The sequence below is a fragment of the Bradyrhizobium sp. USDA 4486 genome (genome assembly GCF_054057995.1).
This window is the reverse complement of record NZ_JBSRZV010000001.1, coordinates 4,451,735-4,472,358: the sequence shown is the minus strand read 5'-3', so window position 1 is coordinate 4,472,358 and position 20,624 is coordinate 4,451,735. Positions and strand designations below refer to the sequence as shown.

The 20,624-nt window shown below is 56.9% G+C and carries 19 protein-coding genes and 1 pseudogene; 13 read left to right on the top strand and 7 right to left on the bottom strand.

Going from position 1 to position 20,624, the window contains the following annotated elements; translation table 11 throughout:
* The first annotated feature begins 85 nt into the window (after positions 1-85).
* The 3 genes from ACVWY3_RS21700 to ACVWY3_RS21690 all read left to right on the top strand — a co-directional run bounded on the left by ACVWY3_RS21700 (position 86) and on the right by ACVWY3_RS21690 (position 3,633).
* Complete coding sequence (locus ACVWY3_RS21700; protein WP_456840303.1) at positions 86-871, top strand: glycosyltransferase family 25 protein; 786 nt, start codon at positions 86-88, stop codon at positions 869-871.
* 31 nt (positions 872-902) lie between these two features.
* Entirely contained in the window at positions 903-2,342 is a 1,440-nt protein-coding gene (locus ACVWY3_RS21695; RefSeq protein WP_456840302.1) for a hypothetical protein, read from the top strand.
* 103 nt (positions 2,343-2,445) lie between these two features.
* A complete protein-coding gene (locus tag ACVWY3_RS21690) occupies positions 2,446-3,633 on the top strand; it encodes an O-antigen ligase family protein (protein ID WP_456843418.1) in 1,188 nt (395 codons plus the stop codon).
* 196 nt (positions 3,634-3,829) lie between these two features.
* On the opposite strand, the gene ACVWY3_RS21685 is transcribed toward ACVWY3_RS21690, so the two are convergent.
* From ACVWY3_RS21685 to ACVWY3_RS21675, 3 genes are read right to left on the bottom strand one after another with little or no spacing between them, the layout of a single operon-like run.
* Positions 3,830-4,879 carry an acyltransferase family protein gene (locus ACVWY3_RS21685; protein ID WP_456840301.1) on the bottom strand — a complete coding sequence of 350 codons (1,050 nt, stop codon included), beginning with the start codon at positions 4,877-4,879 and terminating at the stop codon, positions 3,830-3,832.
* Positions 4,880-5,734: an acyltransferase family protein gene (locus ACVWY3_RS21680; RefSeq protein ID WP_456840300.1), complete on the bottom strand. Its 855-nt coding sequence runs from the start codon at positions 5,732-5,734 to the stop codon at positions 4,880-4,882.
* Positions 5,679-6,071, bottom strand: a complete 393-nt coding sequence (locus ACVWY3_RS21675) for an acyltransferase family protein (RefSeq protein ID WP_456840299.1) — start codon at positions 6,069-6,071, stop codon at positions 5,679-5,681. The genes ACVWY3_RS21680 and ACVWY3_RS21675 overlap by 56 nt, the downstream gene beginning before the upstream one ends.
* A gap of 324 nt (positions 6,072-6,395) precedes the next feature.
* On the opposite strand from ACVWY3_RS21675, the gene ACVWY3_RS21670 reads away from it, so the two are divergent.
* The gene (locus ACVWY3_RS21670; protein WP_456840298.1) at positions 6,396-7,139 is read left to right on the top strand and encodes an FkbM family methyltransferase; all 744 of its coding nucleotides are present in this window, start codon (positions 6,396-6,398) and stop codon (positions 7,137-7,139) included.
* A 261-nt stretch (positions 7,140-7,400) separates the two neighbouring features.
* Here the strand turns inward: ACVWY3_RS21670 and ACVWY3_RS21665 are convergent, their stop codons facing one another.
* Complete coding sequence (locus tag ACVWY3_RS21665) at positions 7,401-8,312, bottom strand: hypothetical protein (RefSeq protein WP_456840297.1); 912 nt, start codon at positions 8,310-8,312, stop codon at positions 7,401-7,403.
* Positions 8,313-8,460: 148 nt separating this feature from the next.
* Here ACVWY3_RS21665 and ACVWY3_RS21660 point away from each other — a divergent pair, with 148 nt between their 5' ends.
* From ACVWY3_RS21660 to ACVWY3_RS21620, 9 genes are all read left to right on the top strand, one after another.
* The gene (locus ACVWY3_RS21660; protein WP_456840296.1) at positions 8,461-9,795 is read left to right on the top strand and encodes an oligosaccharide flippase family protein; all 1,335 of its coding nucleotides are present in this window, start codon (positions 8,461-8,463) and stop codon (positions 9,793-9,795) included.
* 138 nt (positions 9,796-9,933) lie between these two features.
* Positions 9,934-11,148 carry an HAD-IIIA family hydrolase gene (locus ACVWY3_RS21655; RefSeq protein WP_456840295.1) on the top strand — a complete coding sequence of 405 codons (1,215 nt, stop codon included), beginning with the start codon at positions 9,934-9,936 and terminating at the stop codon, positions 11,146-11,148.
* 370 nt (positions 11,149-11,518) lie between these two features.
* Positions 11,519-12,493, top strand: a complete 975-nt coding sequence (locus ACVWY3_RS21650; protein ID WP_456840294.1) for a GHMP family kinase ATP-binding protein — start codon at positions 11,519-11,521, stop codon at positions 12,491-12,493.
* Positions 12,475-13,086: a D-sedoheptulose 7-phosphate isomerase gene (locus ACVWY3_RS21645; RefSeq protein WP_456840293.1), complete on the top strand. Its 612-nt coding sequence runs from the start codon at positions 12,475-12,477 to the stop codon at positions 13,084-13,086. The genes ACVWY3_RS21650 and ACVWY3_RS21645 overlap by 19 nt, the downstream gene beginning before the upstream one ends.
* Before the next feature lie 69 nt (positions 13,087-13,155).
* Positions 13,156-14,430, top strand: coding sequence for a glycosyltransferase (locus tag ACVWY3_RS21640; protein WP_456840292.1), 1,275 nt, complete (start codon positions 13,156-13,158; stop codon positions 14,428-14,430).
* A complete protein-coding gene (locus ACVWY3_RS21635; RefSeq protein WP_456840291.1) occupies positions 14,415-15,626 on the top strand; it encodes a glycosyltransferase family 2 protein in 1,212 nt (403 codons plus the stop codon). Before ACVWY3_RS21640 ends, ACVWY3_RS21635 begins: the two co-directional genes overlap by 16 nt.
* Before the next feature lie 139 nt (positions 15,627-15,765).
* The gene (locus ACVWY3_RS21630; RefSeq protein WP_456840290.1) at positions 15,766-16,752 is read left to right on the top strand and encodes a WecB/TagA/CpsF family glycosyltransferase; all 987 of its coding nucleotides are present in this window, start codon (positions 15,766-15,768) and stop codon (positions 16,750-16,752) included.
* A 78-nt stretch (positions 16,753-16,830) separates the two neighbouring features.
* A complete protein-coding gene (locus ACVWY3_RS21625; protein WP_456840289.1) occupies positions 16,831-17,727 on the top strand; it encodes a glycosyltransferase in 897 nt (298 codons plus the stop codon).
* Positions 17,728-18,163: 436 nt separating this feature from the next.
* Positions 18,164-18,349 carry a hypothetical protein gene (locus ACVWY3_RS21620; protein ID WP_456840288.1) on the top strand — a complete coding sequence of 62 codons (186 nt, stop codon included), beginning with the start codon at positions 18,164-18,166 and terminating at the stop codon, positions 18,347-18,349.
* On the opposite strand, the gene ACVWY3_RS21615 is transcribed toward ACVWY3_RS21620, so the two are convergent.
* The 3 genes and pseudogenes from ACVWY3_RS21615 to ACVWY3_RS21605 all read right to left on the bottom strand — a co-directional run bounded on the left by ACVWY3_RS21615 (position 18,344) and on the right by ACVWY3_RS21605 (position 20,591).
* A complete protein-coding gene (locus ACVWY3_RS21615) occupies positions 18,344-18,559 on the bottom strand; it encodes a hypothetical protein (RefSeq protein ID WP_456840287.1) in 216 nt (71 codons plus the stop codon). The genes ACVWY3_RS21620 and ACVWY3_RS21615 overlap by 6 nt on opposite strands.
* A gap of 143 nt (positions 18,560-18,702) precedes the next feature.
* A pseudogene (locus ACVWY3_RS21610) lies at positions 18,703-18,837 on the bottom strand (ATP-binding protein); the annotation flags it as partial.
* Positions 18,838-20,366: 1,529 nt separating this feature from the next.
* Positions 20,367-20,591 carry a hypothetical protein gene (locus ACVWY3_RS21605; protein ID WP_456840286.1) on the bottom strand — a complete coding sequence of 75 codons (225 nt, stop codon included), beginning with the start codon at positions 20,589-20,591 and terminating at the stop codon, positions 20,367-20,369.
* Positions 20,592-20,624: the final 33 nt, after the last annotated feature.

The window sequence follows — 20,624 nt, the reverse complement described above, 5'->3', positions numbered from 1 at the left end:
TCCGATCGGGCAGTTCTGCCAGATGTCACGTCGTAGATCGAGATGACACATGCAATTGTTAGGGTAAATGGAATCGCAGGTGCACATGACCGATGTAGCCCACCCAAGATCAATTGTTCAGGCAAATCCGACGCTCGCAGGCCGCGCTCTGCTAGATACTTTTTCCGCGATTCGGATCATCAACCTGAAATCTCGCGACGACCGACGTCGAGAGGTCACTGCGGAATTTGCCCGGCTGGGCCTTGCGATCGACGGCGAGAAGATCGGGTTTCACGACGCCTCGCGCTTCAGCGATGCGAATCCGTTTCCATCGATCGGCGCAAAGGGCTGCTACGATAGCCATCTCAAGATCCTCGAAGAAGCGCTCGATCGGAAAATTGACAACATTCTCATCCTCGAGGACGACTGCGATTTCGTCGGGAACATCGAGGAACTGCTCCCACGCGCTGCCGCAGCATTGCGCCGCGAGCACTGGGATTTGTTCTTCGGCGGTCATGAGGATTTGGCCTGTGATGAAACATCGCCCGATCCCATTCAGAAAATTGAGCAGGGAACGTGGATTCGTGGAACTCACTTCGTAGCATTTCGTGCGCGCGCGATCCAGGCACTGGTGCCCTTCCTTCATGACGAGATCGAACTTCTAGCGCGCGATCCTGTCGGCGGCTCGCGCGGGATTGATGCGGCGTATACGCATTTTGGACGCAAAGTCCCTGGATATAGCTTTTTCATCGCGTGGCCGAAGCTCGGTTATCAGAGGCCGTCACGCACCGACATCTCGGCGCCATCGGCGCTTGATCGCGTTCCGTTCTTTAATTTGATCACGGCCCCCGCGCGTAGGATCAAGCGCTTCCTGAAGAAGCGCCTCACCTGATTGCCGGGAGACTAGAGACAGGGACCATAGCTTGACCAGACTTGCCGCTACTCGCCGTGATGTCCTCATTGCGGCCGCTTCGCTCGCCGCTTCTTCGCGGCTCCCTATCGCGCCCGCGCAGGCCGCCTTGTCGCGGACGGGTACGTTCGAGCGTCCGTACGATGCGCAGTCACTCTGGAACGCGCGGCCGATCGATCCCCAGCTCGGGACCGATGCTATTCCCGCAGACCACAACAATGCTTATCTCGAGCAGTCGAAGTATTCGTCGAAGCTCTACCGCGCGACCGCCTCAGACGGTCCCGTCGTTGTTCAGGGGCGCAACGGCGCCAATGGGATGTGGGTCGCCGATGAACTGCGGACCCGGAACGTGACGATCCCCCACTTCCCGGCCGGCACCGTACCGGCAAGCGGATCGGACGGCCATTGCGAGATCTTCGACGAACCCTCCGGCCTGGTGCACTCCTTCTACGGCCTGATCTTCGACAGCGAAGCCAACGTTTGGCGAGCGTCGAAGTACACGGTGACGTCCATCGACGGTACCGGGTGGGGATCGCCAGCGTGTCCGGATGGACCGCGCGCATCCGGCACGCCGTCGACCAGCGGATTGCTGCGGGCTCACGAACTGGGCCGTGACGTCGTTCCCCACGCACTCGCGGTGGCCGCCCATGCCAACGTCTTTCGATCCGGGCCAATATTTCCCGCGACCTTAGAAGATCGAGACGGGGGCAATCACTATTCGGGCCGGTTCGCGATGGGGACGCTCTTCATGCTGCCCCCCGATTTTGATGCCGAACAACTTAATTGGCCGAACACGCGAGCCATTGCACGTACTTTGAAATTGTACGGAGCCCGGCTGATCGACCAAACGCAGAATACGTTTTCGTTCGGCGGAGAAATGGATGGCGGCTGGTCTCCGCCCGATTGGCGTCGTACATGGGCGCAGGATCTGACGAAGATGAGAGACAGCCTGCGGCCCGTCGTCTCGGTGTCACGATGGCTCGACGCGAACGGAGTGGAGTTCGCCCCAAAATCCTGGGAACAGATGAATCTCCTCTCTATGCGGGGGCCTTGGACGAAAACCGAGGGCGGGGCGAACATTGACGCAGGTTACGAAACGTCTTCTAAAATGTTCTTGTTTCCTGAGCTGACAGCGCCGCTTGCCTATCGAAAGTCGATACTGGTCCGAAATGACAGGGCACGCGATCCCTGGTTTCAATGGACGGGAGGGGCTTGGTACATTAATCCGCTGCCGGATCATGAATATCGCCTTCGGGTGGAGGGTTTTGGCGAAGCGACCGCCGCATTCATGATCAGAACCTCTGACGGCGTGCCGATTGCGATGTCCGACATGAGGCCAGGTCAGGAAACCAGAATTCGATGGCCCGATCCGGCATCGTCGTTGGCCTCGATCAGTGTCCGCGCACCGAGCGGTCCGCCGTCGGGAATAAGGTTGATCTTGGAACTGGTATGATCCTGAATTGTGGGTTGCCGTCGCCAGAAAGGGGTGAATTTCGAAAATGGTGCTCCCACGTTATATATTGCTACTCATCATAGCAACACGTGCACCTTTGGAAGTGCTTTTCGGCGGAGCGAGACTGGACGGAGGAGGATTCTCGCCTGGCGCAATCCTCAACGTGGTTGCAATTTCGCTTTTTCTGTTTGGTGTAGCGATCAGGCGGTCTGCGCGTCTGGGCGCGCTGGCACTCATTTGGGGGCCGTACTTGTTGATCGCCTCTATTTCCCTGAGCTTCACGCCGGATTTTTCGGACGGAATCCGGCTTTTCTTGAGCACACTTACATTCCCCGCGGTGCTTGGATCTGCCGTACTCTTTCTCAGAACCGAGGAGCACGTCGTCCAGCTTCTGAGGTGGATCATCTATTGGTCGATAGTTCCAACTCTCGTTTCATTTTATGAAATCGCAACCGAGGGATATGGCGCCCGATTACACTCTACACTCGGCCACCCAAACATCTATGCCTTCTACATCCTCGCCACCATCTTTGCGATCTTGTACATGAGCCGCCTGCGCAGTGCGCGAGTTACCCCGTCGCAAGCGCTGCTGTTGCAAGGATACATCCTTCTCCAATTCGTCTTCCTCGTGCTCACACAGACCCGAAACGCATGGATTGCCGCTGTCGTGTTTGCTGCTTTCTATGCCATTGGCGTAAATCGCAGACTTCTGCTGGTGGCGCCAATTGTTCCCATGATCCTATTGCTGCCGCCTGTCGCGGATCGGCTGTCGGACGTCGACCCGGGTCAAACTGCTACTTACGAGGAGGTGCAGAAGGGGACTGTCGTCTTGAATTCATACACTTGGCGAAGGAAGCTTTGGGATTCCGCAATACGCGCTTCTGAGGATGATCGGGTGCTCGGGAGAGGCTTCAGCTCGTTCTCGCACGATATCCCCTCGTTCTTTCCATTGAGCGTCGGCGGCGAGGCCCACAGTGGATACGTGCAGGCGCTGTACGAATTGGGCGCGATCGGGCTCCTGAGCTACGTATGGTTGTATGTGGGTTCAGCAGTTGTCGCCATTAAGCAGGGGCAGCGGCGTTTTTCCGAGCTAACTTGGCTGATAAGCGGATTTGTTGTGGTCAACTTGATCATCAACTACGCGGATAATTTGCCCTACTATTTGCCCTACAACTGGTACTTCTGGGCCATCATTGGGGCAGATTTATCGCTAAGATATTCCGGTTCACGCGAAACCAAGCCCATCAATTCGGTCACGGTTCGGCGGAAAACTGTAGGGGCGAGTGGTTAGCGAAGTTGGTCCAACTAGCGATGGGCTGCCGGTTTAGATTGACGGCACCCAGCCAGCCCGGAGCAGTCGTCCGTGAAAGACTCTCCGAGCGGTTGATCAAGAATCGGTTCTTTAAAGCGGGACGGCTAAGATTGCAGGCTTTCGGGCTTTGACGGTCCAAAAGCTAGCAATTCTCGACAGCGCGTCACCTCTTAGTTCAGCCAATCGGCGCTGCGGCTTTGCTCGCGGACATTAGTCTCGTCCGCAAGAATTGAAGCAATGGGCGTTCAATCAAAACGTGCACTGCCACCCCGACGCCTACGGCAATCGAAGCTCCAATAATGCCGTAAATTGCGATAGATGGCGCAACTCCCTGCACCAGGCCTGATCGCTTTACCAAAGAGTTGAATACAAGGAAGGTGATGAAATGAGACAGATAGATGGAGTAGGAAGCGTCCCCTAACAGCACCAGATAGCGCGATGCGTTTTCTCTTGCGACCTTCTCGAGAGACAATCCACCAAGAACAGTTAGTGAGGCCGGCACACCCCAAACCAAAGCCCTGACCGCGAGAGTATCCGGCACTAGCCAGATCGTTGGTATGAACATCGCCGCGGCAGTTGCGATTAGAATCAATCCGGCAGACGTCGCAGGCAATCGTTGTAACTCGGACAGCCTGCCGATCGCGCATCCGACGGCAAACTCTAATAGAAGCGGGCTGGTGTACGTAAACGATACCCCATGCTTGAAATCGAAAAGAAAGCCCATTGTCACCAGAAGGAGCAGTGACAAAGTAATCGACGCGAACTGAAGCTCCCTTCGAGCGTACAGACATAGCGCGAAGAGGACGTAAAAAAACATCTCGTACATCAACGTCCACCCCAAGAAATAAAAGGCGGACGTTTTCTGGCTAAGGTGTTCCTCGTACCATGGAACAAACAGAAGTGATCGGACGAAATCAAGCGCAGATACTGGCTCGTGCTGACGAGGAAGCATCGTCACGAGGTACACCACCGAGAACAGCCAATAGAGGGGGACTATTCGGACCAGCCTATGGCAAATGAAGTCGGCCGGCTCGGTTTCTCGGCGGCGCGTGGTCGTCCACATGATGAACCCGCTGACAACGAAAAATAGGTCGACTCCGACCTCGCCCAACGTCCCTTGCAAACCGAGGCCCGCGTCGAAGTATGCTGACGAGACGAAGTGATGGATGACAACGGCTATAGCCGCGATCGCTCGGACATACTGGAGAGATACGATCGTACGCATTTAACGCAGGGTCTCACGGTTGTCTGAGATCTGATAACCAGAAATGAGCTTAGAAAACCGGCGCGAGAAAGAGATTGAGGCGCGTTCGATCGGAACGAACGCCACCGAACCGATGATGCAGATTACAATCGCAAATGCAGCCGTGATCGCTTTCGCTCCGCCTCCCGCAATGGGTAGGAGAGTTAAACTCAAGGCCGACACTGCCGAGCAGAGCAAGATTGGATGGATAAGATACAAGGGAAACGAGATCTTTCCAAAGAAACTCGATGTACGACTGGAAAGGGCATGGCGTACAAATGGCGAGAATACTGCCAGTGAAACAATCGCTGTGGCAACCAACATTTGAACGATATCTGCCATCAGTTCGAGCTGGATTTTGGGCGAAACCAGCGGAGCGAATATGATAAACAGCCCAGCGGCGACCAAAAGAAAGCCTCGTTTCCACTCGACGAACGGAAAGGAGCTCCGGCAGTCTGCGAGCACAACGCCGGCCATGAAGGCGACCATCGGTATTCTCTGCAGGCAGAGCCAAGTGATGGATACGACTAGGTAGTAAAGGAGCCTATAGCAAAGGCGCAGCCTTCCGATAACTAGCACAGTTGCAAATACAAGAAATGACCCGGCAAGCTCGATTCCCATCGTCCATGTCGCAAAGTTGTACGTGTGATCGTCATCGTAACGAAAGTACACGTCAAACAGGCCAAAACGCAAAGCATCTGCGAGACTTGGAGGAAACCCGTAGGATTTTCCGATCCATGGATTGCCGAGAGTACTTGCGGCATCGCGGTTAAAAAAAAGGTCATTTGCGGCAAGGAGGTATGCGATGAGGACTGAGGCTACGATCGGAATCGTCAAACGCAAATAACGGCGGCGTGCCTGGTCCCATATGATTGACCTGTTTCCCGGTGCTAAAGTAGCCGATCGAGAGGACGAAACCGGATAAGACGAAAAACACTTGAACGGCGAGCGCTCCGTTGGTTACGAATACGTAGAAAGTAATAAAGGCGGCTTCCGCCAGCCGTGTGGCTAGCGTTCCCATATCGGGTTGGGTCAGAAGGGCAGAGATGCTACTGAAATGAACATTCTGAAAAAGAAAGTTGGGAAACGTGTGATTCAGAAGTACAACAACAGATGCCCATCCTCTCAGCCCATCGAGGTGTGCGTAGCGCCGATCTGTTTGGGTGATTTGCATGCTGGGAACCTTTGAAAGTTAAGTTGCGGTCGCCAAATTTGTCAAGTTGCTAGTGAATATCGCGGAATCAGCGCCTGCTGTTGCAGGTCGTCGTCTTGGCGCGCACCTTGGGTGAGGATTGGAGGTTCCGAAAACATAGATTTTCAGAGTGTGTTGAAGCTAGCGCTCATTTATCCGAAGCTGGTGGAGCTCGCCCCAAGCCTTTTGCTTGGAAGCTTGATCCGGATTCTGATCCGCGGCTGTTAAATTCCCTTGGCGAGCGGTCCTTGCGTGATCAGCCCGCTTCGCTCTTCTCTTCGCTCAATTCGACCATAGGACGAAACGATGGGGCTAGTTAAGAATCTAGTGAAAGCTGAATTGTCCAGGCGGGGCTTACAACTCACTCGAATGACAGCCGAGAATGGCTCCGCTTTTGATGTTGTTTCCGCTCTGATCGAGCGGTCCATTTTGCTTGATAGATCCGGCGCCGTTCTGCAAATAGGAGCGAATGATGCCGTTTTGACAGATCCTGTTTGCGCTCTCATACGGAAATACGAATTGAGAGCCTTGTTGGTGGAGCCGCTGCCGGATGTCTTTGAACGTCTCGCGCGCAATGTGTCGGAATTCAAAAACATCAAACTTGCAAATGTTGCCGTCGGTAGATCGGCCGGGCTTGCAAAGATATATCGGATAAACCCGTCGGCTCCGGGAATGCCTGATTGGATAGGAGGCACCGCAACCTTCAATCGTGAGGTTCTTCTCAAGCATAAGCGGGCGCCCGAAGTGCCGAACGATATCTACGAAAGTTCGATCGAAGAGCTCTCTGTTCCTGTAGTTACGATTGGTGATCTATTGAGCGAGCACAAAGACTTGGGACGAGTGTCTATCGTCCATATCGATACCGAGGGTTTCGACTACGAAGTGATCAAGTCGCTGCTAGCTGCTAGTTTACGCCCAGATGTAATTAGTTACGAACATAAGCACCTCTCCCTTGCTGACCAAGTCGAATGCCGTACTCAGCTTTCTGGCCTCGGATACTCGTTCTTTTCAAACGACCACGATACTGTGGCCCAACTGAGCAAGTGTTAGTTCGAACTTAAGAGCGTGCCTTTACAGGTTCAAGTGCGTTTATCCGAGACCCTTGAGGGGTCTGCTGAGCGAAACCGGGCGAAGTCCAAGTCTGATCCACGATTGTCGGTCACAGCACTCCGTTGACCGCTTTGCCGTATCGCCATGCAAGGGCGGAGGGGCAGCAATGCGAAGCGTTGACTTTGACGCCGGAATTTGCCGCCTTGCGGTCTCATTTGAAATCCTTCGTTGCAGGGTGCGCGTGCCCGGCCTAGACGTGCTCTATCGAGATTCCAGCATTCGCTTCCTTACGCCGTGCATCTTGTACTCAAGAAACTTCTTCATCCGCGCAAGCCAAGACGCAAGTTTTATCCGGATCCTCACCCCCCGTACGATGTCTTTCATGGCTACTTTGTGGGCAAGTGAGTAGGCAGCGAGCCGATATTCCGGACAGAAGATGTAGGGGCCGGCAAAATGGCAGATCGCCGGCGTCACCTTGCCGTCATATCGCTCGAATGAGGATCCGCCGCCCAGCGGGTCGATCCGGATTTGTCCCTTCAACCCCGTTGGGGTTCGCATCAGGCGGCCGCCGTCATGATAAAGCTCTGTCAAGCCGAGCTTTGCCAGCGCGAGCGCGAAGATGGTTTCTTCTCCGGGGCCAGACTTGTCGAAGGTCTTCAGGCCATAGGCGCTATAGTCGCGGTGAATCTCCCTGGCGATACCGAACACCGAAGATGCCAGTGGCGTGTCCTTGAAGAAATAGATGCCGCCATTGAACTTCGGAAAGCTCTCGCCACCGACCATGGTCAGCGTATCCGCTAGATTAAGGACGTATTCGTCGCTTCCGTCGCGCGGCGTCACGCGTTCCATCGCGGGGCTGAATTCGAACCGCCTGATTTCAGCCAGTTCGTCGTGAAATGGCCGCGTCACGATGCAGTCAGAATCGATGAACAGCGTCTCTCCGAACGGCGTGTACTGATCCAGATACGCCTTTTGCAGCACACCAACCGGAACTCCCTCGAGCGGCGGAATAATGAACTCCGCGATGTCAGCGAGCCTCGGATTGTCGGTCACCACAGCGAGGGGAACGCCGGGCATGTTTTGTCTTAACGATAGTGCGAGGATTTCCACCTGCTGCGAATATCGTTCGTGCCCTATCGCGATCGTGATAATACCAAAAGCTTGTTTGCCCATCTGCGCGCCAGTCGGGTGGAAGATGTCAGTGGGAGATAGATTGCCCGAAACCGTTCTGATATGGCTGCCCCGATGTTAAAAGGGAAGCCGTGCCTTGGGGTGAGTAGGTAGCGAAAAGCGCCATGGATTGCAAAGAGGCAAATATCGGATGCAACTGGCAGTGACGCTGAGCCGCGTCCGACGCAACATCATCGAGGCTTCCGTCGGGCGGCAGTTCTTCCGCAACGTGGCCGTCGTGCTGACGGGCGCTGCGCTGTCGCAGGTGATCGGAATCGCGGTGTCGCCGATCGTCTCCCGTCTGTTCAGCCCGGAAGCATTCGGAGTGCTCGGCTCGTTCATGTCGCTGCTCGGATTGGTCGGCCCTGCCGTCACGCTGGCCTATGCCGGCGCGATCGTGCTGCCGCGGCGGGAGGAGGAGTCCGCCGCCGTCATCTGGCTCAGCATCACCGTCTCGGCCGGCATTTCGATCCTGTCCATTCTTGCCGTCGTCATCTATGACGTTTACGGCACGCGCGGCTGGTCGGGAGACGTTCAGAACCTGCTCTATGTCGTTCCCGTCGTGATCATGTTTGAGGCCCTACTACAGGTCACGCAGCAATGCATGATCAGGGAAAAGCGTTTTCGGCAGACCGCCCAATTCAACATCATCCAGGCGATCGTGAGCGCGGCGGCAAAGATTGTTGCCGGCCTCGTGTCGCCGAGTGCATTTTCGCTCGTGCTGGTTTCGCTAATCGCGGTCCCCATCAATGCCATTTTCTATGCGGTGGCGCTGAATAAGAACCGCTCCGGCAGCCGATGGCCGCCCGCCGCGAAGTTTGGCGACATCAGGGCGGCGGCGCGCCGCTACATCGACTTTCCGCTCTATCGGACGCCGCAATCACTGGTGAGCGCCGCATCGCTCAGCCTGCCGATCCTCATTCTGGCCTATTACCACGGCCCCGCCGCGGCGGGCTTCTTCACGCTCAGCAATTCGATGCTGGGTGCGCCGATGCAACTGATGACCAAGGCCATCAATGACGTGTTCTTTCCGCGCCTGGTGGACGCGTCACATAGACGTGAAGAAACAAGGATATTGATCCTCAAGGCGGCCTGGGCGCTTGCCGCGGTGAGCGTCGTGCCGCTGTTACTCCTGTTCCTTGCCGGGCCCTGGCTGTTCCAGTTGGTGTTCGGCGCGAAATGGTTGGAAGCCGGCGAATATGCGCGGTGGCTCGCGCTACTGACCTGCACGACGCTGGTTTTGCGATCGGCGTTGTCGGCCGCGCCGGTGTTGAAGGTTCAAGGCACATATCTCGTGTTCGAGATCGTTGGCACCCTGTTCAAGCTTGCAGCACTGTCGATCGCGGCCCTTGGCGAGTTTCAGCCGGTCGTGCCGGTTGCGCTCTATTCGATTATCGGATCGATCGCGAATGCGGTTTTCTTCTGGTACATCGTGACCAAAGCCGGACAATTCGACGACAACAATGTCGTCCGGGCGACACCATGATTAATTTGGGCTTGCGACGGCGCACGCGGAGCAGCCACGCTTTCGCGAGATTCGGCTGGGCCGGCGGCCTGTTTCTTCCTCGCACATCGCTCGCGATAGAGTAATGTACTGATCCCATCCTCGTGAGATCTCTTAGACATGCGACTTCCTAGGCAATGCGCCATTCTCGTTGGAGGGCTTGGAACGCGGCTCGGCGCTTTGACGCGCGACACGCCGAAGCCGCTGCTCGATTGCGGTGGGCGGCCGTTTCTCGGATGGATCATTCGCGAGCTGACGCGATACGGCATCGAGGAGATCCTGCTGCTGACCGGCTACAAGGCCGAAAGCTTCGAGGGCTTCGTCGCGGAGATGCAGGCTTGGCTACCGAAAAAGGTTACTCTGAAACTGTCCCGGGAACCCGCGCCGGCCGGGACAGGCGGCGCGGTCTGGCACGCCCGCGACCTGCTCGAGGAAACCTTTCTGCTGCTCAACGGCGATTCCTGGATCGACGCAAATCTCAGCCGGCTGTTTGTCGAGGCCAATCCGCACGCGATCGGGCAGATTGCATTGCGCCGCGAGCCAAACCCCGGTCGTTTCGGTGTCGTCAAGCTCGATGACCAGATGAACATCACCGGCATAATGAAGCGGGATACCGGGGAACAGCCCGCGATCATCAACGCCGGCATTTACTTGTTTTCGAAGGAGTTGCTGCAGCTCCTCTCGCCCTCCTGTTCGATTGAGGAAGACATATTTCCCGTTCTTGCCTCAAAGCGACTTCTTTCAGGCCGGCTGCTGGAGGGATACTTTATCGATATCGGGATCCCGTCCGACTATCAGACCTCGCAAACCGAAATTCCCAAACGGATGATGCGCCCCGCGGTGTTCTTCGATCGGGATGGGGTGTTGAATCATGATCTCGGTTGGGTGGGTTTCAGGAAGAACTTTCGGTGGACCGACACTGCAAAGGAGGCAGTCCGCGCCGTTAACGATGCCGGCTATCACGCGTTCATCGTGACCAATCAAGCCGGTGTCGCGAGAGGCTTCTACAGCGAGGACGACGTCCACGCTCTGCATGGCTGGCTGATCGAGGAACTGCGCAAGGAAGGAGCGAACATCGACGATATTAGTTACTGCCCGCATCATCGGGACGCCACAGTCGCGCGCTATAAGGCCGATTGCAGGCGACGAAAGCCGGAGCCCGGAATGATCGACGACCTTTGCACTCGGTGGCATGTCGACAAGAACAGGAGTTTTCTTATCGGTGACAAAGCTAGCGACATCGAAGCAGCATCGCGGGCGGGAATTGAAGGCCGATTCTTTAATGGGGATGATCTGTGTTCGTTGGTAAAGACATGCTTGACAAACAACACTTGATTGCGGTAAAATAGGATGGGTGCGGTCATCGCCAAATTCTTCCGCTTCGGGTGTGCCAGCTGATCGGGCCGGTGCAGCGGCTTATGTTTTTCTGCAAGAGTTCGTTGCGATGTAGTCCACCATTCAGTGCTTTTTAGTTGTGCTTGTCTTGAATGTTTGCAGTGCGGTAGATCCTGAAACTCGTGAGAAGTTCCGTTCTGCCTGGGAAAATCACTAGCAAGTAAAGGTCACCATGCTGCTGCAACGTAATGGATTTGCGAAGCCCGGGAATTCCTTGGCTGGCGCGGCGATAAAGAGCCCGGTGACCCCCACAGTGAAAATCAGGAGCCGTGCGCCGCTGCGGCTTGGCTTGGCCGGGGGCGGGACCGACGTGAGCCCTTATTCGGAGGATTTCGGCGGCGCGGTGCTGAACGCGACCATCGATCGTCACGCCTTTGCGTTCATTGAGTCCTCGCCCGACTGGAAGATTCGCTTTGTGGCGAGCGACCTCGGCTTCGAGGAGGTCTTTCCGCTCGATCTGGATGCCGTGCATAGCACGCGCCTGCCGCTGCATGCGGCTGTGTATCGGCGGATGGTTAGCGAATTCGGCGGCGGATGTCCGCTGGCGATCACACTCCAGAGCATGGTCGATGCGCCTGCCGGCTCGGGACTCGGATCGTCATCCGCGCTCGTCGTCGCTCTTGTCGAGGCATTCAGATGCGCGCTGGATGTGCCGCTCGGGCCCTACGACGTCGCCCAGCTTGCGTTCGAGATCGAGCGCATCGATCTCGGATTCCAGGGCGGCAAGCAGGATCACTACGCGGCGGCCTTCGGCGGGATCAACTTCATCGAATTCCTCCAGAACGACAAGGTCATCGTGAATCCGCTGCGCGTCTCACGCAGCTTCTTCAACGAGATCGAGGCCTCTCTGGTCACTTGCTTTTCGGGCATCTCGCGCCGCTCAGCCGAGATCATCGAAAACCAGCAGAAGGGCATGATCGACAAGAAGCCGAAGACGGTCGACAGCCTTCACAGCCTTAAGCTCGACTCGCACGAGATGAAGGCGGCGCTGCTCGGCTCCGACATTGTTCGTATGGGCGACGTCCTCCAGCGATCCTGGAAAGCGAAGAAGGAGACCGCTGATGCGGTCTCCACTCCCGAAATCGAGAGCTTGATCGACGCCGCACTGGACGCAGGCGCGATTGCCGGCAAGGTGTCGGGGGCCGGTGGCGGCGGCTTCATCATGTTTATCGTGCCGCCGGAGCGTCGCCTCAAGGTCATTCACGCTTTGAACAAGGCCGGAGCCATCGCCGAAGGAGCCCAGCTAACGATGGACGGTGTCGAGTCATGGATGTCGCAGAAGTGAGGTTTGTAGACGAATACCTCGAGGAATCGCAGCAGGCACTGCGGTCTTTTGTCGAGGAGGCGAACGGCAGGGAAGCAGTTCTGGCGATTGCCGGCCTCATCGCCGACTCCTTGACCGCAGGTCACAAGCTGCTGCTAGCCGGAAACGGCGGCAGTGCGGGCGACTCCCAACATATTGCCGGAGAGTTCGTGTCGCGGCTGTTTTTTGATCGCGCGCCGTTGCCCGCCATCGCCCTGACGACCGATACGTCCGTCATCACCGCGATCGGCAATGATTACGGCTTTGAGCAGGTATTTGAACGACAGGTCCTCGGCCTGGGCGTGCCGGGAGACGTGTTCATTGGCATCTCGACGTCCGGCGAGTCGCCAAACGTACTTAGGGGCTTGCACGCGGCCAAAGCCCGGAAAATGGTCACCGTCGGCTTCACCGGTGCAAAACAATGCTCCATGGATTCGCTTTGCGATCGGGTGCTGCACGTGCCATCCAGCCGCACGGCGATCATCCAGCAGATTCACATCGTTGCCGCGCACATGATCTGCGGACTGGTGGAAGCACGCATGTTTCGGGATAGTTCGTCGCACGTCAGGCAATGAACAGCGGCTTCAAATGGCCGCGCCGGTTTCGCGCCGAACCGCCGAGCGCATTGGAGATCGATCTTTCAGATGGATGCCCTAGCCCGCCACGTTGATCCGCTTCGAAACGACGAAATGCCTGTGCGAGGAAAGCTCGCATACATCATCAGCGAATATCCGAAGATCAGTCACAGCTTCGTGCGGCGAGAGATCCTCGCCTTCGAGAGGCGGGGGTGGACAGTTTTGCGTTATGCCGCTCGCGGGTGGAAAGACCACGTGGTCGATCCGGCCGACGTCGCGGAGCAGAAGATCACCACCTATGTGTTGAAGCAAGGCTTCGCGCGGCTGCTGTTGGCAACTGTCGCAATCGGCGCATCGAGGCCGCTGCAGTGGTTTCGAACGGCGTTGCTCGCGGCCAGGATGATGCGGCATTCGGACCGCCCGGCCGTCCTGCACCTGATCTACTTCATCGAGGCGTGCTGGCTCGCCCGCCAGCTGCTGAATGAGGAGATTGGGCATCTTCATGCGCATTTCGGGACCAATCCAGCCGAAGTGGCGATGCTCGTCGGCGAGATCTCGGGCATCCCGTTCAGTTTCACTGTTCATGGGCCCGAAGAATTCGACAGGGCGAGGGGCATCCATCTCGCGGAAAAGATCCGCCGATCCCGGTTTGTCGTTGCGATCAGTTCGTACGGCCGCAGTCAGCTCTTCAGATTGGTCGATTATCCAGAATGGTCGAAGTTCGAGGTCGTCCATTGCGGCGTCGACGCGCTGTTCACGACGCAAGCGCCTGAAATTTCCGCGAACTCGCAACGGTTGGTCTGCGTTGGTCGGCTCTGCGAGCAAAAGGGTCAGGCTCTGCTGATCGCCGCCGCGGCAGCGTTGCGCGCCGAAGGATTGAAGTTCAAGCTGGTCCTGGTCGGCGATGGCGAACAGCGGCCACTGCTGGAGGATCTGATCCGGCAACATGATCTCGCCGACACGGTTTCAATTACCGGCTGGGCGGACGCGGCCACTGTTCGCCGTGAGATGATTTCATCGCGGGCGGTAGTGTTGCCAAGCTTTGCGGAGGGGTTGCCGGTCGTTCTCATGGAAGCGATGGCGCTGGGGCGACCGGTGATCACAACCTATGTGGCCGGTCATCCCGAGCTCGTGATCCACGGCCAGACCGGATGGCTGGTGCCCGCAGGATCAATCGAGGACCTCTGCGACGCGATCCGAAGCTGCATGGCTGCATCCGATGAAAAAGTGCGCCGCATGGGATCGGAGAGCCGCAAACGATCGCTCAGTCGACACGACGTCGATATCGAAGCCGAAAAACTCGAGAAGCTGTTCGAAAGGTCGCTTCGATGCTCAGTCTCCTAGGCGATGCGCTGCACGCCGTTCTGGTCACGGCGGCAATTCTGCTTCTCATCCCGGCCGCGGTGCTGCTGTTGCAGGTGTCGGCACCGTTTCGCCCACCCCCGGCCCGCCGTCGCGCGACCGCTCGGCCCAGCGTCGGCGTGATCGTGCCGGCTCACAATGAGGAAAGGTGCATCCGCGATACGCTGAGCTCGATCTCTTCGCAGCTCGGCGAACATGATCGATTGCTGGTTGTTGCCGACAATTGTTCCGATGCGACGGCACAAGTTGCCCATGAGTGCGGCGCGACCGTTGTCGATCGACGGGACACGTCGCGGGTGGGAAAGGGCTTTGCGATCGATTACGGGCGCGATTGCCTCAAACAGTTGGGGAGTTTCGACGTTGTCCTGCTGGTTGATGCGGATTGCCGTCTGGGCAATCGAGCCGTTGAATTGCTCGCGACACAATGCATGGATACCCTTGGGCCGGTCCAGGCAGCCTATTTGATGCGACTGCCGAACGGATTTCGATCCAACTTTGGCTCCATCAAGATGCTAGCCTGGAGAATCAAGAACTACGTTCGCCCGTTAGGCGGCCGCTTTTGGGGATTTCCTTGCCAGTTGATGGGATCGGGAATGGCGTTTCCCGCCGACGTGTTCGCGAAGGCGGATTTGGCGACTGGCCATATCGTCGAGGACTTGAAACTGGGCATTGATCTCGCACTTGCCGGCTATCCTGCGACGTTTTGCCCAGACGCAATTGTTTGGAGCGAATTTCCAATCCAAGAAGCCGCTGTGGAGAACCAACGCAAGCGATGGGAGCACGGCTATATCTCCTCGATGGGGCAGTACATCCCCGTGCTCCTTTGGCAAGCCGTGCACCAGCGAAGTCTCCCATTACTGGCAATCGCAGTCGATTTGTCGGTGCCGCCCTTGGCGCTGCTGGTGCTCTCGAGCTTGGCATCGATAGTTGTATCCTTCGTCCTCTTCCTAATATCCGAGCGGCTAGTTGCTGTGGCGCTCAATGGCGCTCAGCTGGCGATGCTGGTGGTGTCCGTCTCAGTGATCTGGGTTCGTCATGGTCGGAACTTGGTCTCGCTGGATGAACTGTACCGGTTACCCATGTATGTCTTGTCAAAGCTGCCGCTTTACCGTTCCTTTCTTTTCAATCGCCAGATGTCCTGGGTGAAGACCGACCGTGATAACGTATCAGTTGAATAGCATTGTGGGTGATCATCGAGCCGTTTCCGCTCCCGACTATAACCGCCGCGTCCATTGCTTGATGGGTATCCCGGTTGATGCGCTTCAGTTCCGTGACGTGACTGCGACTCTTCTCGAGACATTGAGGTCGCGGCGCAGGATGGTCTGGTCGACGCCAAACCTGAACAATCTGGTGGCGAGTCAGACTGATGCTCGCTTCAGGGAAATGCTGTCGTTGAGCGATCTCTCGACCGTCGATGGGATGCCGCTGGTGCTGCTTGCGCGGGTGCTTGGGATTCCGATCTCCGAGCGGGTTGCGGGATCGAGTGTATTTGATCACCTAATGTCCGAGGAGAGGGCATCAATTGGTGTTTACTTCTTCGGCGGGACCGACGCGATCGTGAGACAAGCAAGCAAACGCCTGAATAGTCTGTCCCGGCACATGCGATGCGTTGGCTTCTTTGCTCCCGGTTTCGGCTCGATCGAGAGCATGAGCTCCGAGGAGATTCTGAGCCAGATCAATGCCGTGCGTCCCGACATGTTGGTGCTGGCACTCGGCACTCAGCGCGGTCACGAATGGATCCGGCTGAATGGGCACAGGCTGAACGTCCCTCTGCTTTCGCATCTTGGGTCCGTCATCAACTTCGCTGCCGGCACTGTCACTCGCGCGCCTAGATGGATGCAGGTCCTGGGATTGGAGTGGCTCTGGCGGATCATTGAGGAACCGCATTTGGCTCCGCGTTATGCGAACGACTTCGTGGGGCTTCTACGCATCGTTTGGTCGAAGTTGCTGCCGGCGGTCTTTCTCCGTATCTTGGCTGGCATATCAGGTGAGAGTCGCGTAACTGCCCAGCTCAACGTGGACATTGCATCAGCTGAGATGATTTTGCGCCTGAAGGGAGCGTGGCATGGCAGAGACCTGCAGCCCCTGCGTGACGCGCTTTCGGATGCCGCCGTAAGAGGACTGAACCTCAGGTTCGAGGTTTCCGATCTAACTCATGCCACACCTGAACTGCTGGGTTTGCTCCTTGTGGCGCGAGGCCATCAAGCGCGGAGCGGGCTGTCCTTTAGTGTCGCGGCGGCCAGCCGCTGGATAACAAAGCTGTTCCGGTTCAATGGAGTAGAGCACTTGTTAAATACAGAATGATCTTTCAACCGCTGAGGACATCGCCCCCCGGAGATTAAGCCTGGGAATTTCCTAACGTTAGATTGGCCATCGCAAGTTATGGACAAGCTTATCAGCATCTACCTGCCCACGCATAATCGTCGGATGCTTCTAGAGCGAGCGATCGCATCGGTGCTGCGGCAGACGTATGCCAATTTCGAACTCATAATAGTCGACGATGGGTCAACGGATGGTACGTCCGGCTATTTGACAGAGTTGGGCAAAATCGAGCAGCGGGTGACCATTGTTGCCAATCCGAAGCCCTTGGGCCCATCTAAGTGCCGCAACATGGCGGTGCGACTTGCCAAAGGTGAATTCGTGAGCGGGTTGGACGACGATGACGAGTTTACACCGGATCGGCTTGAGCGCTTCGTCGCTTATTGGCACGAATTATCCCAATACTCGACGGGCCCATTCTGCCTGTTCTCGCAAAGCGTGTTCGTCAACGGTGACAACCGAAGGATAACCCGCGATAGAAAAGACCGCGTCCGCTTTCAGGATCTGTTTCAGCACAATTACATCGGAAATCAGGTCTTCTGCACCAAGCACGATTTGATGGAGGTGGGCCTCTTTGATGACAGCTTAAACGCTTGGGAAGATCTCGATCTCTTCATGCGTCTTCTGAGGCGGCTACCTGAGGCTCGGCTTGTCGACTCGGCGACCTATATCTGCGACGTGTCGACCAATCGGGACAGGATCTCGAGAAACGAGCCTCGCATTCGGCGCGCCTTCGAGACTATATCGGCGAAATATGCCGATATGCCACCGGCCGCCCATCAAGGTCTGTTCCTTCAGATGTTTTCCCATTATCACGGAATTCGTCCCTCCTTGTCGGACTACCGCCGTTTCTTGTCGTGGGGAATTAACATTGAAGGTCTCGCTCGGCTGATGAAGGTTTCAGCAAAGTCGGTCGCGCTCCCTGGACGGAGATCCCGAAAGCTGCATGCCATTCGTTAATCCTGACTCCGGGGACGCACTTGCAAGCGTTAGCGATTTGCAGATTCGGCCTTATGCATAGGTCTCGGCTTCTTTGAGTAACATCAGCATCAATGCGCCCGATGCGATTGCACCATATCGTTCGATCATCACCGCGAGGGCGATAGCGCGGAGGCTCGTTCCGCATCCATCCTCGCGCCGGAGGCACGTGTATCCTGCATCCGAACCGTTCGCGCGGCAACCCAAACGGTGCATTGGTCGATCAAGGATCTTGGACGCCTCATGATTAAGGCCCGGCGTTCTGCTTTTTTCGACGATCGAAGTCGATATCAATTCACAATGGATTTCAGGTCGACTCGAAATTTGTATTCGTTTTGTAAAGGGAGTCACATTGTCGGCGTCTGCTTCATATTAGTTCTGAGCAGGTGAATTTCCCTCCCTGCAACGGAGAGCCATCGTGCCTGTATCGCCTTCGTCCGACCAGATTGCATCCGAGGATCTCGTCGCGTCTCAAGAGCGCGCTATATGGGTGGAACGAGCAGTGGCGATCGCCTACGGCTCTGCGGTATGGGCAGCGATGCTCGGCTGGCTCTACGCGTTGGGGCTGGCACTGCGCGGCGGTGTCGGCTGGATGCTGTCATGACTGCATTTCGCAGCCGCTATTCAAAGGCAATGAACGCGAAACACTCTGTCGGATCGAATTGCTGAACGGATTGTTGCCCGGCTGAGTGGCGACCGGAGATTGATTGGGTGATGTAGCTTTGGGATCATTCCTGTTTTGCTGTGTACCTTGCAGCTCGTAAGGGCCGGGCCCAATTTCGACCGCCAGTTCCTCGTTGTGCAGCTTGTACATCTCCGCATTGTCCGGGTGTCAACGCCGACATATCTGACCCACCTTCGCGGAAGTCGCCGAATTAATTCTGACCCACCCCGGCGCCGTATTGTGCTGGCCAGTTGCGGAGGGCAGAGCCCGTAGCGGCTGGCCAGCACAATATCCTATTTTTCTCCGGTAACCCTCCTGGCGGCCTGATCGGCCTTGCGTTTGTCGCGCAGGCGAGAGCTTTCACCGCTGACCTGGACGATGTGGGCATGATACAGCAGGCGGTCGAGCATGGAGGCCGTCAGCGTCTGAACGGCGGCCGGCCGGGCAGCAACTCGAGCTCAGCAAGCTACTTGTCGTCGATTATGGCACAGACGCCGTAATCCGGGGGAGGGAGTGGGTTCAGTTTCGCGGGTAAAGCGGCGCGTTACGGCCGCCTGTTGAGTCGTGGACCTGTCGGTCCTGGAGCGTGAGATGTTTTGCCAGTGAAGGCACAGCCGCTCCCGTTGCTGGATCGCGAGCACGGCTGTGCCGGCTACGAGCAGCAGCATGGCCGCGCGCCTGATCACGGGCCACGGCGGATCACGTGCGCCGATCAAGCGGCCGTCGAATCTGGATTTCCGCGCGGAGCGCGGGCGGGAGCTCCCGAACCCTCATCAGGTGCGGAGGAGGCGAATTGGAGGTCGCGAGCGCGGATGGGCGCTGGGGTGCCCGACGGCGGCAGGCTGACCTGTTGCCGCGCAAAATAACTCGACGCCGAGGATGGCAGTTTGAATTGTCTTCGAGCTTGTAACTGGCGAGATCATAGACGACCTGACGCAGTGCTCGGGATGGTTCTGAACCGTATCAAGCGCTACGAGCGCGAACCGGGACTTCGTTGGACGCTGGCTCGCCACCATCCTCAACGGTAGGTCGCAGGTCGCTCGAACTCATCTTTCAGCTTGCCCGATTTACGCCGCTCACGCTTTTGGTTCTGTAATGCGAGGCCCAAGAGCAATGCTGTTCAGAATGAAATCCGGTGCCGTGGTAATCGCGTTGAATTGTCTTGCCTGTGGATTGGTGCCTCAGCCCGCCTTTGCGATCACGGCCGAACTGGAGAGAACCTGCAGTGCACTGACAACCAACAGTTTCCAGTCCGGGGGACCGGGCTATCCGGCCGCGGGAAGTGGCTAAGGGAACTGGGCGCGATCAGCCAATTTCAAGAAATGGCGGGGCGAACAAAGGCAAGATGGATGACAGCAGCAAGTAGCGGCGCGCGGACGGGCATGCGGTTTCTCACTGCGCTCATCTTGACCGAACACAGCCGCTCATAAGAACAAACGACTTAGGAAAGCGCATGCACTGTTTCGCGACCTTGCGCTTGGGCCCGCAAGGGCAGGTGAGGGAACGCCAATACGATCGCCTGTTACTAATCTGACTTCCTTGTCTGAGACAATTCGCGCGGAAGGGCACGGCGTTCAGCCACGAATTGTGGGGCCAAACTAGGACCGGCGGCTACTTTACTTTTCGGCATGCCCAGCAAACAAGTCTCTTTCATCAAAGGCAAATTCGCACCGGATTGGATGTCCGAGCCGCGTCCCGGCGCGATTCCATGCGCGGCCCGCGCTGGTCATCGCTGTGGATGAACAGGGCTTGGTTGCAAAGCCGGTGAATGGCGAAAACACTGTCGAATTTGTTTCTGTAAATCCGCCAGTCTCGGCTATTCCGTTGCGGGCACCCGTTACTCGTCCAGTGATTGGACCTAGATGTCGTGTCGCGGCATATCTCGAGTGCGGATCGTGGTCTGGGCGATTTTGCACGTTAACGCGCTTGAGAGTGCTTCATGCGTTTTCCTTGGATGTCATACCATCACCAAATGATCGCGGATCCAGGAAACATCGTGCCGCAAGTCGGCAAGTTGTTGAGCTGTTGCGCCATCGACATCAGCCAGAGAGGTGGTGTGCGGCGCCGCATCCACGACATAGCCGCCATATTCCTGATAAGCCTTCGCGAGAGCGAGGCCTTCTGGCGTCAGGCCGGCGTGATCGAGATCGAGGTTGGCGGGCAACGCAAAGTGAGCGCCCATTGGAATTGTTCCTTTGTAAGCCGAGACGCTATT

Bases quoted from the DNA above. Each gene is read 5' to 3' on its own strand.
- ACVWY3_RS21700 (WP_456840303.1), top strand. From the start codon at position 86: ATGACCGATGTAGCCCACCCAAGATCAATTGTTCAGGCAAATCCGACG.
- ACVWY3_RS21685 (WP_456840301.1), bottom strand. From the start codon at position 4,879: ATGCGTACGATCGTATCTCTCCAGTATGTCCGAGCGATCGCGGCTATA.
- ACVWY3_RS21675 (WP_456840299.1), bottom strand. From the start codon at position 6,071: ATGCAAATCACCCAAACAGATCGGCGCTACGCACACCTCGATGGGCTG.
- ACVWY3_RS21670 (WP_456840298.1), top strand. From the start codon at position 6,396: ATGGGGCTAGTTAAGAATCTAGTGAAAGCTGAATTGTCCAGGCGGGGC.
- ACVWY3_RS21665 (WP_456840297.1), bottom strand. From the start codon at position 8,312: ATGGGCAAACAAGCTTTTGGTATTATCACGATCGCGATAGGGCACGAA.
- ACVWY3_RS21660 (WP_456840296.1), top strand. From the start codon at position 8,461: ATGCAACTGGCAGTGACGCTGAGCCGCGTCCGACGCAACATCATCGAG.
- ACVWY3_RS21655 (WP_456840295.1), top strand. From the start codon at position 9,934: ATGCGACTTCCTAGGCAATGCGCCATTCTCGTTGGAGGGCTTGGAACG.
- ACVWY3_RS21645 (WP_456840293.1), top strand. From the start codon at position 12,475: ATGGATGTCGCAGAAGTGAGGTTTGTAGACGAATACCTCGAGGAATCG.
- ACVWY3_RS21640 (WP_456840292.1), top strand. From the start codon at position 13,156: ATGGATGCCCTAGCCCGCCACGTTGATCCGCTTCGAAACGACGAAATG.
- ACVWY3_RS21635 (WP_456840291.1), top strand. From the start codon at position 14,415: ATGCTCAGTCTCCTAGGCGATGCGCTGCACGCCGTTCTGGTCACGGCG.
- ACVWY3_RS21630 (WP_456840290.1), top strand. From the start codon at position 15,766: ATGGTCTGGTCGACGCCAAACCTGAACAATCTGGTGGCGAGTCAGACT.
- ACVWY3_RS21625 (WP_456840289.1), top strand. From the start codon at position 16,831: ATGGACAAGCTTATCAGCATCTACCTGCCCACGCATAATCGTCGGATG.
- ACVWY3_RS21615 (WP_456840287.1), bottom strand. From the start codon at position 18,559: ATGTACAAGCTGCACAACGAGGAACTGGCGGTCGAAATTGGGCCCGGC.
- ACVWY3_RS21605 (WP_456840286.1), bottom strand. From the start codon at position 20,591: ATGGGCGCTCACTTTGCGTTGCCCGCCAACCTCGATCTCGATCACGCC.